A 17,452-nucleotide genomic window follows, 5' to 3' on the forward strand; every position below is an offset into this window, starting at 1 on the left:
ATTTTGAAATAATAAAAAATAAAGGACATAACTTTTTCCTCAAAAAATCGTGTCTTGACAACGGGGGCATTATTGAGTGTTTTTTTAAGTGATTCTGATTATTACTATCCAACCCGAAGGCTAAGGGCGGTGGGTTTAAACCACGCCCTTTGAGCTGGAAAAATTTTAAAAATTCTGTTGATATTATCCTTAAATAGAATATAATAGAATTATAGAAGCCAATATACATAAATAATTCTCAACATAAATTTTAATATTAAAGAGGCAAGATCAAGACGTTGCATCAATTGTAACAAAGATAATATCGCAGCATAAAAACAATAACTTTTTAGGATGTGAAATATGAAACCTTATACAAAATCAGTATTAGAGGATGGAGTTAATATAACACTAGATCAATTACTTGGAATTTATGCTAACGAGAAATCAAGGGGAGTTTACTTTACTCAATCCGATGGCTCTGAATTGTTTGAGTCTTATGAAAGTCTTTATTTTAATGCCAAATCCATCTTAGGGGCACTACAAAAGCAGGGATTTCAGAAGGGCTCTTATATTATCTTTCAGACAAACAATAATCTATCCTTTATAAGGTTGTTTTGGGGTTGTATTTTAGGAGGCATGATCCCCGTTCCTCTGTCTGTACCGCTAATTGCATCGCCTGACACTGAAGCTTTCAAGAAGTTAGTGAAAGTAAGTGAGCAGTTGCCGAATGCGTGGATAATTACTGATGAAAGAAATTTAAATACGTTTAGAGAAAGTTATGAAGCCAATAATTTGAAATACTTAGAGTATGAAACCTTAGCATGTAATATGGAAGAGGGGCAATGCGTTACAGTAGATTGTCAGGACTTAGCGTATATACAATATTCGTCTGGCAGCACAGGTAACCCTAAAGGAGTAAAATTAACACATGAAAATCTAGTTTATAATTTGGCACAGATAGTAGATCGTTTGAAACTAGACACAAATGATGTCATGGCTAGTTGGTTACCATTGACACATGATATGGGCTTGATCGGTTATCATTTAACTCCGATATTTGCGGGTATATCTCATTCCCTTCTAAATTCGGGTACATTTTTAAAGAAATCTTGGCTATATCTTCAAAAATGTGCGCAATTAAAAGCAACGGTGCTTGTAAGTCCGAATTTTGGATTAGACTGGATGATAAAGACTGTAAAGGATTCACATTTAGAAAATATTGATTTATCTAGTGTGCGAAACATAATGTGTGGTGCAGAACCAATATCAATGGATACCATTAGACGATTTTATGAAAAATTCTCGTCTTCTGGCTTGCGTGAAAATACGATCCATCAAGTCTATGGTATGGCAGAAGCTAGTCTGGCTGTTACTATTCCTGAAGAAGGACATAATAGAAGTGTATGTATTAACCGTCATAAAGCTCGTATTGGTCAAGAAGTGGAGTATATAGAAACGAAGGAGCCAAATGCAGCAGAGTTTGCCATAGTAGGAGAACCATTATATGAATTAGAAATATTGATTGTAGATGATGAAGACCACATCTTAGGGGAAAATTACATAGGCAATATAGTGATCAAAGGGAAAAATGTATTTGAGGGATATATGAATCATGATAGTTCCCCTTTTAATGAACAGGGCTTCTTCTGTACAGGAGATTTAGGACTTTTACGCAATGGAGAACTCATTGTAATGGGCAGAAAGAAGGATATTCTGTTTGTAAATGGTCAGAATTATTATGCTAGCGATATAGAAAATATGTTAACATTGGCGATCCCAGAGTTGTCTCAAGTCGTTGTGTGTGGTGTTCGCAATCCGTCATCGATCAGGGATGAAATTATAGTATTTGTACATAATCGAAAAGATGCCAAGGCATTTTTGCCACTTGCCCATCAAGTGCAGGATATGGTATTAGAACGGGTTGGAATAGCTGCAGATTATGTAATTCCAATAAAAACGATACCGAAAACAACAAGTGGAAAGGTAAAACGTTTTATTTTAATAGAGAGATTTGAGAATCATGAGTTTGATGAAGTTATCGCAATAGCTCCATATTCTTATCAGAGTATCAAGGAATCTGCAAAGAAGTCAGCATGGAACAAAACGGAGATTGAAAATCAAATCGTTGAAATTGCAAAAGAAGTATTCTCTATCCCTTCTTTGAAAGTAGACGATACGATTTCTCGGATGGGAGTTAGTTCGTTAACGTTGATTCGTTTCCAGGATGAAATAAATCAACGATTTCAAGTCGAAATCCCTATTGTAAGCCTTTTCAAAATGTCTACCCTGGAACAAATAATTAAGATGGTTGAGGAACAACTAAAGGCAGAGGATGTCAATGCATCCGAATTAACAGGGAATAAAGACATGTGGTATGAGCCATTCCAGGTAACAGAAATACAAGGAGCCTATTTAGTTGGAAGACAAAATATTATGGAAATGGGTAATGTCTCCACACATGCCTATTATGAGTTTGAAACAGAATTAGATATTAAACGCTTAAACGATGCATTGAATCATGTTTTAGAGCGTCAGCTTATGCTGCGTACTATTTTTGATGATACAGGAATGCAAAAAGTTCGGCGTTCTAATTCTTCTTATGAGATTTGTATTGAAGATTTACAAGACTTGTCTTTAGAGGATCAACAAAAACGTATATTGGAAAAAAGAAATAGCAGGTCACATTTTGTTTTCCAACAAGATCATTGGCCATTATTTGAGTTGACTGCATTTATTCTTGGTGAGAAGAAAAATTATCTCTTCCTGGATATTGACTTATTAATTGCTGATGGAGGCAGTTTATTAATTTTAATACAAGAGATAATGGATTATTATGAGAAACCGAATATGGAGATTAAACCTTTAACATTCCAATTCTCAGATTATGTAAGGGCATTGGAGAGCTTTCGTGAATCTTCCGCCTATCAAAAAGCTCAAGACTATTGGCAAGCCAAAATAGAGGATTTTCCCTATGCACCTCAGCTACCATTAGTTTGTGAGCCAGAATTCATAGAGAAACCAATATTTCAGCGAATGGAGAAAAGTCTGATAACTGATCAATGGAATATTGTGAAGGGCCTGGCAACTCAGTACGGTGTAACACCATCTGTATTCTTATGTACAATTTATGCGGAAGTTTTGTGCAAATGGAGCAATCAATCCAGAATGGCACTTAATTTAACATTATTTAATCGACAGTCCTTTCATCCAGACGTAATGAAGTTGATTGGAGATTTTACATCAGTTTTATTGTTAGATATTGATTTATCTGTTCATCGTGCTTTTTGGGAGAAAGCATCTATGGTTCAAGATATATTATTTGAAGCAGTAGACCATCGTTTTTATAGTGGTGTTGATGTTATACGAAATATTGCAAGTAAGAGAGAAATGACTAGTAAAGCGATTATGCCAATTGTATTTACTAGTATGTTATTCGATAAATCGGAATTTGCAGATACGTTGACGAAATTAGGGAAAATTAAATACGGAATAAGCCAGACCCCTCAAGTATTTTTAGATTTCCAAGTCACGGAAAGAGACGGACAATTAATTATGACTTGGGATTATGCAAAAGATTTGTTTGATGAAGACATGATCAGTGCCATGTTTGAAACGTATCAACTTCGATTGCAGCAAGTTATAGACAATAAACTTTCATCTATGCCGCTGCCTGTAACACAGTATCAACTACTGCTTGATTACAATCGTACACAAGGAGATTATGAAGGGGATTTACTGCAAAGATTAATAGACCAGCAATGCCAGAAGACTCCCGATGCTATTGCAGTCAAATTAGGACAGGATACATTGACCTATGGCGAGTTGGCGAGAAAATCCAATCAGGTCGCTCGTTATTTAGCAGAACAAAACTATGCGCTCAATTCTTATATTGGAGTTTGGGCAGAGAGACGAATTGAGACCATTGTAAATATGGTAGCTATTTTAAAAGCCGGCCATGCTTATATTCCTGTTAATCCGGAACATCCTGAGGAAAGAATAAAATATATCGTGGAACATAGTGATATCAAGCTCATGATTCATCCGGATTTATATGAAACAGAGAACCTTTCTACCTATAACGATGGCGCCTTAGAACTGTTAGAAGGCTGCCAGCAGGATAGAGCCTATGCTATCTATACGTCAGGAAGCACTGGACATCCTAAGGGTGTTGTGATCACCCATGAAGCAGTAGTGAATACATTATTAGATATTAATGAGAAATTCCAAGTAAATAGCGAAGATAAAATCATTGCCCTATCATCGATGAGCTTTGATTTATCCGTCTATGATATTTTTGGAGCACTCATTAGCGGAGCTCAGTTAGTGTTAATTCCAGATCTTTTAGATATGGCCAGTATTCATCAGATCATGATCGAAGAAGAAATCACGATATGGAATTCGGTTCCGGCAATTATGGATATGTATCTAGAAAGCACAAAGCAAGACACGGTGCATAGCACTTCAGCAGAGCGCTTACGTATGGTGATGCTAAGTGGAGACTGGATTTCTCTTGGTTTGCCAGCGAAAATCAAAACAAGAATGCCAAAAGCACAAGTCATCGGGTTAGGTGGAGCGACGGAAGGCTCTATATGGTCCATATATTTCCCAATCACAGAAGTGAAGCCAGAGTGGAAAAGTATCCCTTACGGCTATCCACTGAAAAATCAACAAATTTATGTACTGGATGAATGTGGGGAAGAATGCCCAGTAGGCGTACCAGGAGAACTGCATATTGGTGGAAAAGGAGTCGCCGAAGGTTATCTCAATGAAGAAGAGAAGACGAAGGCCGCCTTTATCAACCATAGATTAGGTTATCTGTACAAAACAGGTGATTATGGTGTCATGCGTCCGGAAGGATATGTAGACTTCCTGGGAAGAAAAGATAGTCAAGTTAAGATACGTGGACATCGTGTCGAACTAGGAGAAATAGAACACTGTATCAATCATTTGCCACATATTCACCAGTCCGTCGTCGCTGATTACAGTGATTCACATGGAGAGAAGCAATTGTGTGGGTATATTGTTGCAGATGAGACCGTAGAATTGGCAGAAATAAAAAGAGAGTTAGCCAAACATCTGCCTGATTATATGATCCCGGCACAATTCATACAGGTAGATGAGATTCCACTATCTGCAAATGGTAAAGTAAATCGTAAATTATTGCCGAACCCGGGACAGTTTATTGAAGAAACTAAGATGATAAGGGGTTATGAGGCACCAAAGACCCAGACGGAAAAATTGGTAGTAGAGGCATTTGAACATGTACTTGGTATGGAAAGAGTAAGTGTAAATGACAATTTCTTTGATTTGGGTGGAGATTCGATTAAGGCTATCCATATTCTAAACAAGATAAGAGAAGCTGGATACGATAGCTCCATGCGAAATCTTTTGATGGAGAGAACACCAAAGCTAATAGCCATGAATTTATCCACAAAAAAAGAAATTATGCCTGCGGAGCAAGGAGAAATAACTGGTGAAATTTCACTGACACCAATTCAAAACTATTTCTTCGCACAAAATATGATAGATCCTGAACATTTTAATGTATGCCAAGTGTTTAAGGTTCGTGAAAAACTAAATGATCTGGCACTACAAAAAGCTTTATCTGCGTTAGTGCAGCATCATGATATGTTGAGAGCTACGTACAAAGATAAGAAACAGGTTATAGGGAAAGTAGAAGATAAGAAATGGTACGGCTTTACAAAAATAGCATGTGAATCTGAAGAGATTCAGGAAAAAATTAAGACAACGAAAGTAAAGATGGATTTGGCGGAAGGACCATTATTGCAGGCTGTTTTATTTAGTACGCCGGAGCAAGATTATATGATGTTGCTAGCTCATCATATGATAATGGATGTGATTTCCTGGCGGATTTTAACTGAGGATTTGGAGAAGGGCTACTCTCAAGCTTTGAATCAAAAAGAGATAACATTACCAGCTAAAACCGTTTCCTTTAAAGTATGGAGCGAAGGATTAGCTTATTACAGCCAGAGTGAAAAGTTAAAGAGAAGGTTAGCTTACTGGTCAGAAATAGAAAATAAATTGGTTGATGGTAAGTTAAAAGAAGATGGAATTGATGATAAATTCGAACCAAAGACAGCCGTGGCATGTCTTAATGCCGCTATCACAGAAAAGTTATTAAAAGAAAGTGCACATGCTTATAATACAGAGATTAATGACTTGCTTGTAGCAGCACTAGGACGTGCGGTAAACAAAGTAACAGGTCAGAGAACGCTTGCTATACAGATGGAAGGACATGGTCGTGAAGAAACAGTAGGCTCTTTTGATTTAGGTAGGACAATAGGATGGTTCACTAGTATATATCCCGTAGTTTTAGATGAGTTAGGCACTAATATTGCACAGGATATTCGAAATACGAAAGAGACACTACGACGCGTACCAGGACATGGAATTGATTATGGCATCATAAAGAATGCAGCCATGGGTAATCCAGAAGAAATGGATGTAGAAGTGGCACCAGATATATCATTTAATTATCTTGGAGAACTAGGAACAAAGAAAGAATCTGGCGATCTATATTTCGAGTTTTCACAATTAGGTTATGGACAGGATACGAATCCTCGTAATCAATTTGGACCATCCATTAACGTCATAGGTCATGTGCAAAAAGGTAGTTTATCTATGACAGTAACCTGCAACAGCAGTCGTTATTTGGCTGAGAGAATTGAGCAAATAGGAAAAGCATATGAAGAAGAACTGATAGCAGTCGCAGAACATTGCTCCCACGCACAGAAGAGTGAGTCAACGGCAAGTGATTTTGGTGAGAGCGTATGGAAAGATAGCGAATTTTGTTATGTACAGGAAGCTGTCGAAATCCGCGGCCAGGAAATTCAACGTATCTATCCATTGGCTCCTGTGCAAGAGGGAATGCTCTATGAGAAGCTTATGGATGAATCATCTACAAAATATGTTGTTCAGCAGACGTTGCGATTGGCAGATGTAGATGTAGAGAAGATGCACAAAGCTTTTAAGTATTTAGCAACACAGCATGATATTTTACGTACAAAAATCTGTTATCGGGGAGTAAGTGTACCAAGACAAGTTGTATTGAAAGAAAGAATGCCGGAATTTAATTATATGGAAGTAGATAATGAATCGGATTATCTTGATTTAAAGGAACAAGATGTAAAACGAGGATTTGATTTAGAAGAAGATACACTACTTCGTATGAATCTGATAAAAATAAACAACAGTGGTTATCGGTTGATCATGACAAACCATCATATTATTTTAGATGGTTGGTGTTTGCCAATTTTGCGTAAAGAATTATTTAGTGCGTATATGGCAACAGATGAAGAACAATTAAAAACACCTAATCAGGCTGCTTCTAATAAAATGGGTAGCTATGAAAAGTTTGTCCATTATATAAATGAAAAAGATAAAGAGACGAGCCTTAAATATTGGGAAGACCTTCTTCAAGGATATGAGACAAGGGCTGATATTCTACCTTTAGGTCGTCCAGATGAAACAGAAGAAGAGAGTCAGAGCCAAGAGTTTAAGTTAAGCATAGAGGTAACTGAACAAGCAGAAGCGATATGTGCCCAATATGATGTAACATTGAACACGCTAGTAGAAGCTTGTTGGGGCGTTTTATTGGAAAAATACAACTCAACAAATGATGTTGTATTTGGAAAAGTTGTATCTGGTAGAAATGCAGAGATTGAAGGTATTGAAGAAATCGTTGGTTTATTTATCAATACAATACCCGTACGTATATCGACAACAAACGAAGACACCTTTGCCGATTTGTTGAAATCATTACAGAGCCAGGCAATTATTGCAAATGAACACGATTTTCTTCCCTTAGCAGAAATACAGAATCATACTTTATTAGGAAGAGATCTAATTGGAACATTATTCTTCTTTGAAGGCTATCAAGGAACAAGTATAAATATTGATGGCAAATTAAATGTGGAATCCGAATATTACCGCGAACAAATTGGGTATGACTTGGGGATGACAGCATTTAAGAGTGATCGTATCCATTTTAGAATTCTTTTCAGTACAAAGCTATATAACAAGGAACAAATAAACATTATTGGTTCCCATCTGCAAAGGCTTATGGAACAAGCAATTGCAGCACCACAGACGAAATTAATCGAATTAGGCATGACCAGTGAAGCAGAAGAAATGAAAGAATTAGTACAGTTTAACGCAACGGACAGCGACTATCCAAGAGACAAGACAATTGTACAATTATTTGAAGAACAAGTAGCAAGAACCCCCCATAATACAGCAGTTGTATGCGGGAATGAGCAATTGAGTTACGCTGAATTAAATGCTCGTGCCAATCAGCTTGCATTAAAGTTACGACGGGAATACCATGTCCAGCCTGATGATTTTGTTGCGATTATAGCAGAAAGAAGTTTGGAGATGGTGATCGGGTTATATGCCATCCTAAAGTCGGGTGCAGCATATGTACCCATTGACCCATTGTATCCAGAAGAACGTATCGAGTATATATTGGAAGATAGCCAGCCTAAAGCGGTTTTAATTGGTCATGGAAAGTATAATATTTCTCCTGAAAAGGTTGTTAACTTATATAGTGAAAGCAATTATGGAGAAGGTGCAGGGAATCTAGAACATGTAAATACTCCTCGTGATCTTATTTATCTGGTTTATACATCGGGTACAACAGGAAAACCAAAAGGGGTTATGGTAGAGCATCAGAATATAGTCAATCAGCAGATGTGGACACAAAGAGAATACCCATTACACGAGGGAGAATCTCTTTTAATGAAGACCACTTGTACATTTGATGTTTTTGCCTGGGAAGTATTTTGGTGGATGTTAGCGGGTGGTAAACTTGTTATTTTGCAACAAGGAGAAGAAAGTCAAAGTGATAAGATCATCAAGGTAATTGAGGATTATAAAGTCAATGCAATCCAGTTCGTTCCTTCCATGTTCAATATGTTTCTAGAAGAATTAGATATGAGCAAAGAAAAAATAAATACTCTGCGTTATATCATTAATATTGGTGAGAAACTGAATGCGGAAAGTGTGAGACATTATAATCAATTAAGGGAAAAAGGACAAGTAAGAGCAGAACTACTGAATCTCTATGGTCCAGCAGAAACTACAGTTAATTCCAGTGGATATCATTGTCCAACAGGCTTAGATGTAGATAAAATATTAATTGGTAAGCCTATTAGTAATACACAAATTTATATATTATCAAATGAAAAAATAGCCGGAATAGGTGTACCAGGGGAATTATGTATTGCAGGAGAAAGTGTGTCGCGTGGATACTTAAATTGTGAAGAATTAACAGCTCAGAAATTTATTAAAAATCCTTTTGGTTCAGGAATGATGTATAAAACAGGTGATCTGGCACGGTGGATACCGGATGGAAATATCGAGTACCTTGGCCGTATAGATGATCAAGTTAAGATAAGAGGTTTCAGAATCGAACCAGAAGAAATTGAAAGTACTTTGATGGAGCTCGAAGGAGTTAGTGGAGCAGCCGTTGTAGTACGACAAGACAAGCAAGGAGAAAAATATCTGTGTGCTTATGTAGTCGTTCATACAGAAATAGAAGAATTAGACGAAGATACAATCAAGAGTGAATTACGCAAGAAGTTACCAGACTATATGGTTCCTGTGTATATTATTCGAATTGACCAAATTCCATTAAGTCATAATGGAAAGCTGGACAAAGCGGCACTACCAGAACCAGAATACAAGCCTAAGGAATATGTAGCACCAATAAATAGAGAAGAGAAGTTAATAGTTGAAGCATTTGAGAAAGTCCTTGGAATAACAGGAATTAGTGTCAATGATAGCTTTTTTGACTTGGGTGGTCATTCACTGAAAGTTACATTATTGTGTAATGAATTAGAAAAGACAATCGGTATAAGACTGCAGCTTAGTGAAATATTTGCTTTATCTACACCAAAACGTATTGCAGAAAGAATTGGAAGCTTACAACAGGATCGTTTTTCGGAAATACCGAAAATAGCTGAAGCAGAGTTCTATCCTATGAGTTCTGTTCAAAAGCGACTTTATCTTCTCGATGAGATAGTAGGTCCTAGTACTTCCTATAACATTTCGAATGTCATAAAATACGAAAACACTCTGGATAAAGAGCAGTTACAGGGAGCATTAGATAAGCTCTTAGAGAGAGAAGAAGTATTAAGAACCAGCTTCCATCTTATTAATGGAGAGCCAGTTCAAGTGATTCAACCAGATGCGAGAGTAGTATTGGAATACAAAGAAGCAGATACACTAGATATTCAAGATGAATATGATCGTTTTGTTTGCCCATTTAATTTATTCAAAGCACCTTTGATGCGGGTTAAGTTATTACAGACACCACAAGCTTCATACTTGATGCTGGATATTCATCATATTGTTTCTGATGGAGAAAGTCTGCCTATTATGATGAACTGGATAAGCGAGTTATATGAAGGAAATACTTTACCAATCCCAAGGCTTCATTATAAAGATTTCTCTGCTTGGCAAATGACTCAGGATATTACGAAGCAGGCGGCATATTGGAAAAACGAGTTCTTAGGCGAAATTCCAATACTTAATTTGAATACAGATTTCCAACGTCCTAAGAAAAAGAGCTTCAATGGTGCCGACGTAAAAACTAAGATTGAAGAACCAGTTTTTATGGAAATAAAAGAATTAGCGAAGAAGCATGGTGCTACGGAATTCATGACTATGTTATCAACCTTTATGATTCTATTGAGCAAATACAGTCAACAGGAAGAAATTGTAGTCGGAACTCCTGTATCAGGTAGAACCCACGTTGATACACAAGAAATGCTGGGGATGTTTGTAAACTCCTTGGCTATCAAAGGAAAAGTGAAACAAGAGGAGAGTTTTGAACAAGTATTGCTTGGAGTAAAAGAAAAATGTCTTCGTGCGTACGATAATCAGGACTTTCAATATGAAGACTTGGTTGAGGCAGTAGATGTAAAGAGAGATTTATCAAGAAATCCATTATTTGATGTAATGTTCATGATGCCAGAGAGTGAAATTATGTCTGGTTCAAAGAGCATTGTGAGTGGAACATGGGTACCAATGGAAGGAAAAGTAGCTAAGTTTGATCTGAATTTAATGGTAATACACACATCAGAGGGTTATGTGGTCAACTTAGAGTATTCTACAGATTTATTTAAACAGGAAACGATAAAGCAAATGCTGGATGATTATGTTTTATTACTATCAGAAGTTATAAAACATCCAGAAGAGCGTTTGCAAGAGCTACTTAAGAAAGAGGATGTTAAGAAAGAGGAGAAAGATTCGACCCAAGCAGAGCTTGATCATCGTGCCAATCATCTGGCACAGCAAGTTTCAGATTTGATGCGGGCATTGCAGCAAAGAGATCAAGCTTATTGGAAGGCAAAAGTAGACAATTTCCCGCATGCACCTCAGTTACCACTTCTTCCAAATGGGAATGCTGTAAACAACGCAACAGTAAAACGTTTAGAAACGAGAATTGCTGCGACAGACTGGGCGATTGTGAGAAACAAGGCTTTGGATAACAAAATTGCACCATCTGCGTTATTGTGCACAATATATGCGGAAGTTCTATTTAAATGGAGCAATCAATCCAATATGGCACTTAGCTTAAATCTGTTTAGTAATCAGCCTTTTCATCAAGATGGAATGTCTCTGATGGGGGATTTCGTATCGAAATTGTTGTTAGATATCGATTTATCATCTCATAGACCATTTTGGGAAAGAACTACTGAGATTCAGAATCGGTTATTTGAAGCGTTAGACCACAGATTTTACAGTGGGGTTGATTTCCTGCGTGATCTGGCTGAACACCGTGGTCAAGAAGGTCAAGCTATAATGCCAATTGTATTTACGAGTATGCTTCGTGACGAAGTAGATTTTTTCAATGCCAATATAGGTAGTAGGGGAGAATTGAAATACGGAATAAATCAGACCCCTGAAGTGTTTTTGGACTTCCAAGTTGCGGAAAGCGACGGACAATTAATTGTGACTTGGGATTATGCAAAAGATTTGTTTGATGAAGACATGATCAGTGCCATGTTTGAAACGTATCAACTTCGATTGCAGCAAGTTATAGACAATAAACTTTCATCTATGCCGCTGCCTGTAACACAGTATCAACTACTGCTTGATTACAATCGTACACAAGGAGATTATGAAGGGGATTTACTGCAAAGATTAATAGACCAGCAATGCCAGAAGACTCCCGATGCTATTGCAGTCAAATTAGGACAGGATACATTGACCTATGGCGAGTTGGCGAGAAAATCCAATCAGGTCGCTCGTTATTTAGCAGAACAAAACTATGCGCTCAATTCTTATATTGGAGTTTGGGCAGAGAGACGAATTGAGACCATTGTAAATATGGTAGCTATTTTAAAAGCCGGCCATGCTTATATTCCTGTTAATCCGGAACATCCTGAGGAAAGAATAAAATATATCGTGGAACATAGTGATATCAAGCTCATGATTCATCCGGATTTATATGAAACAGAGAACCTTTCTACCTATAACGATGGCGCCTTAGAACTGTTAGAAGGCTGCCAGCAGGATAGAGCCTATGCTATCTATACGTCAGGAAGCACTGGACATCCTAAGGGTGTTGTGATCACCCATGAAGCAGTAGTGAATACATTATTAGATATTAATGAGAAATTCCAAGTAAATAGCGAAGATAAAATCATTGCCCTATCATCGATGAGCTTTGATTTATCCGTCTATGATATTTTTGGAGCACTCATTAGCGGAGCTCAGTTAGTGTTAATTCCAGATCTTTTAGATATGGCCAGTATTCATCAGATCATGATCGAAGAAGAAATCACGATATGGAATTCGGTTCCGGCAATTATGGATATGTATCTAGAAAGCACAAAGCAAGACACGGTGCATAGCACTTCAGCAGAGCGCTTACGTATGGTGATGCTAAGTGGAGACTGGATTTCTCTTGGTTTGCCAGCGAAAATCAAAACAAGAATGCCAAAAGCACAAGTCATCGGGTTAGGTGGAGCGACGGAAGGCTCTATATGGTCCATATATTTCCCAATCACAGAAGTGAAGCCAGAGTGGAAAAGTATCCCTTACGGCTATCCACTGAAAAATCAACAAATTTATGTACTGGATGAATGTGGGGAAGAATGCCCAGTAGGCGTACCAGGAGAACTGCATATTGGTGGAAAAGGAGTCGCCGAAGGTTATCTCAATGAAGAAGAGAAGACGAAGGCCGCCTTTATCAACCATAGATTAGGTTATCTGTACAAAACAGGTGATTATGGTGTCATGCGTCCGGAAGGATATGTAGACTTCCTGGGAAGAAAAGATAGTCAAGTTAAGATACGTGGACATCGTGTCGAACTAGGAGAAATAGAACACTGTATCAATCATTTGCCACATATTCACCAGTCCGTCGTCGCTGATTACAGTGATTCACATGGAGAGAAGCAATTGTGTGGGTATATTGTTGCAGATGAGACCGTAGAATTGGCAGAAATAAAAAGAGAGTTAGCCAAACATCTGCCTGATTATATGATCCCGGCACAATTCATACAGGTAGATGAGATTCCACTATCTGCAAATGGTAAAGTAAATCGTAAATTATTGCCGAACCCGGGACAGTTTATTGAAGAAACTAAGATGATAAGGGGTTATGAGGCACCAAAGACCCAGACGGAAAAATTGGTAGTAGAGGCATTTGAACATGTACTTGGTATGGAAAGAGTAAGTGTAAATGACAATTTCTTTGATTTGGGTGGATACTCACTTAATGTAATCCGGCTGTGTAATGAATTAGAGAAGAGCACAGGGGTAAGGTTACCACTTAGAGAAATTTTTGATTTAGTTACACCAAAAAATATTGCAGAACAAATAAAAAACTCAAAGGAGAATACGTTTGAAGAAATACCAGAAATAGCAGAAGCAGAAAGCTATTCTATAAGTTCAGCTCAAAAGAGACTTTATCTTTTGGACCAACTAACAGGCCCTGGTATAACTTATAATATTCCTTTAGTAATCAAGCTTAAAGTTAAACCAGACAATGAGCGACTTCAGAGGGCATTGGATCAATTAGTAGAGCATGAGGAAATTTTAAGGACAAGTTTCCATATCGTGAATGGTGAACCAATTCAAAAAATTTCTTCAGATGCAAGAATTGTGCTGGAGCACAGTGAAGTAAAGACAGCAGATTCACAGTATATCCAAGATGAATATAATACTTTCGTCCAACCATTTGACCTGTCAAAATCACCACTAATGCGTGCAAAAATACTGAATACTCCAAGTGATTCATATTTATTCCTGGATATTCACCATATTTTATGTGATGCAGGAAGCATGCCAGTTATGCTTTACAAAATACAAGAGTTATATGAAGGAAGAGAATTGTTAACACCACGAGTACAGTATAAAGACTTTTCTGCTTGGCAAAATGCTAGAGATATCACAGAACAGGCAGCGTACTGGAAGAAAGAATTCTCCGGTGATATACCAGTCCTGAATTTAATCATGGATTATCCACGCCCTCATAAACAAAGCTTTAGAGGTGCTAATTTCCGAACACAGGTAGAAGAAAAAACGAGTATTAAAGTAAAAGAGTTAGCGAAGAAGTATGGTGCAACGGAGTTTATGGTGTTGTTATCCACCTTTTTCTCTATGTTAGGAAAATACAGTCGACAGGAAGAAATTATAGTAGGAACGCCAATATCGGGCCGAAACCATACGGATACCCAAAATATGTTGGGCATGTTTGTAAACACTCTGGCAATCAAAGGGAATGTGTGCGCTGATGATACATTTGAGGATGTATTATTACGTACAAAAGAGAAATGTTTACAGGCATACGATAACAAGGATTATCAGTTCGAGGATTTAGTTGAAGCAGTGGGAGTAAAGAGAGATTTCTCAAGAAACCCAGTATTTGATGTGATGTTTGTATTGCAGGACGATGAGAGAGAGAGTTATTCGGATCGTATTCATATTGGAACAAGGGAATCCGTTGAAGGTAGTATTTCTAAATTTGATCTTACCTTAACCATGATAAGTGATTCAGAAGGCTATAAGATTGATTTTGAATATTCTACAGACTTATTCAAACCAGAAACGATCGAGTACATGGCAAAACACTTCTTAACATTAATTGAAGGAGTTTTAATGTCTCCGGAAAAGAAGCTGCAGGAGCATGCCATGGTAGATCTGTACGAAGAAGCAAAAATATTGGATGAGTTCAATATGACGGATGCAGAATTCCCTCAAAATATGACGATTGTGCAGTTACTTGAAGAGCAGGCCGCCAGAATACCTAATAGTATAGCCATCACATTTAATGGACAACAGATGACCTATGCACAATTAAATGAACGGGCGAATGCTCTGGCAAGAAAGCTTCGAGAGGACTATAACATTCAACCCAATGACTTTGTGGTGATCTCAACAGAGAAGTGTTTGGAGATGGTGGTGGGTATATACGCTATTTTAAAGGCTGGAGCAGCTTACGTACCGGTTGATCCATCTTATCCAGAGGAAAGAATTAATTATATCATTAATGACTGTAAACCAAAGGTCGTATTATGCAGTACAAAAGAACCTGAAGTTGACATTCCTGTCATGCATCTTCATGATGAGGCAAATTATCAAATGGAATGCAGTAACCTTGTTCATGTAAATCACTCAAGTGATTTGATGTATGTTATTTATACCTCAGGTACGACGGGCCGGCCAAAAGGTGTTATGGTTCAGCATGTAAATGTAGTGCGATTACTCAAGAATGACAAGTTTAAGCTTGATTTATATGAAAATGATATTTGGGTTCAATTCCATTCTTATTGTTTTGATGTTTCGGTTTGGGAAATATTCGGAAGTCTATTGAATGGAGCAAAGCTTGTAATACCTTCTGAGGATACAGTAAAAGATGGATATGCCTTCGGAGAGCTGCTTCAAAAAGAAGCGGTAACCATCTTATGCCAGGTACCTTCACCATTCTATGCGTTGATCGATGCAACGACAGGACAAACCATAAATAGTTTACGATATGTTATTTTTGCAGGGGAGGCACTTTATCCAGCACATTTGAAGAAATGGCATGAGAACAATAGACATTGTCGTCTGGTTAATATGTACGGGCCAACAGAAACCACGGTATACGCTACTTATCGCGATATTGATGCTGAAGCCATCGAGAGAGGAATTAGCGATATAGGAATGCCACTTCCAACATTAAAGATTTATATATTAAATGGAAATGAACTTTGTGGAATTGGAGTTCCGGGTGAGGTATGTATAACAGGTGAGGGTGTATCTCAAGGATATTTAAATCTACAAGACCTGACAGACGAGAAGTTTGTACACAACCCATTTGGATCCGGAAAGATGTATCGGACAGGTGATTTGGCACGTTGGTTACCTAACGGAAACATTGAATATATTGGACGGATGGATGACCAAGCAAAAATCAGAGGATATCGTATTGAACCACGAGAAGTAGAAAGCCGTTTATTGGAGCTTGAAGGCATAAATGAAGCTGTAGTCATAGTGCGAGAAGACAAAAGGAATGAGAAATTCCTGTGTGCCTATGTAATAACTGAGACAGAAATAGAAGAAAAGGACGTTAAGATCAAGTTAAGTAAAGTATTACCAGATTACATGGTGCCTGCACATATTATTTCGGTTGATGCGATTCCACTTACAAGTAATGGGAAACTTGACAAAGCCTCATTACCACAGCCGCAGTATAAGTCAAAGGAATATATTGCACCACGAAATGAATATGAAACTCTGATCGTGCAGGCATTTGAGAACATTCTAGATATTGAAAAAGTCAGTGTAACTGATAGCTTCTTTGATCTAGGGGGATCGTCACTGAAAGCAGTGCTCTTGTGCAATGAATTGGAGAAGGCCATAGGAGTAAGATTGTCAATTAGAGATGTTTTTACTTTTGGTACGCCCGAGCAGATAGCGGGAAATATCGAGTCGATTGAGAGCGAGATGTTTGTGGCAATAGAACAAGCTTCAGCAGCTGAATACTACCCTACAAGTTCAGCTCAGAAACGACTCTATCTTCTGGACGAGATGACCGGACCTAATATTAACTACAACGTATCGGACGTTTATGCTTATGAAGAACCGCTAGATAAAGAAAGATTACAGAAGGCTTTGGATAAGCTGTTAAAGCAAGAAGAAATCTTGCGAACTAGTTTCCATGTTGTGGACGGTGAGCCTATTCAAACGATTTCTCCAGACGCAAGGGTTTTAATAGACTACAGCGAAGTGGACGAAATAGATATACAAACAGAATACGATAAATTTATACAACCGTTTGTTTTATCCGAAGCACCGTTGATGCGTGTGAAATTAATGAAGACAACAACGGCCTCCTATCTATTTGTTGATATTCATCACATTATATGTGATGGAGAAAGCCTGCCAGTTATACTGCAACAAGTGAACGAATTTTATGAAAATGATGGAACTGATCATGAATAAGAGGAGAACT

1 protein-coding gene is annotated in these 17,452 nt (G+C 37.7%); it reads left to right on the forward strand.

Annotation, left to right across the window (positions count from 1 at the left end):
• Positions 1 to 342: 342 nt before the first annotated feature.
• The gene (locus tag ACTFRU_RS19225) at positions 343 to 17,442 is read left to right on the forward strand and encodes an amino acid adenylation domain-containing protein (RefSeq protein WP_440037757.1); all 17,100 of its coding nucleotides are present in this window, start codon (positions 343 to 345) and stop codon (positions 17,440 to 17,442) included.
• Positions 17,443 to 17,452: the final 10 nt, after the last annotated feature.

It is taken from the genome of Bacillus cereus group sp. MYBK220-1 (assembly GCF_051916445.1).
Lineage (GTDB): Bacteria > Bacillota > Bacilli > Bacillales > Bacillaceae_G > Bacillus_A > Bacillus_A cereus.

Bases quoted from the DNA above. Each gene is read 5' to 3' on its own strand.
- ACTFRU_RS19225 (WP_440037757.1), top strand. From the start codon at position 343: ATGAAACCTTATACAAAATCAGTATTAGAGGATGGAGTTAATATAACA.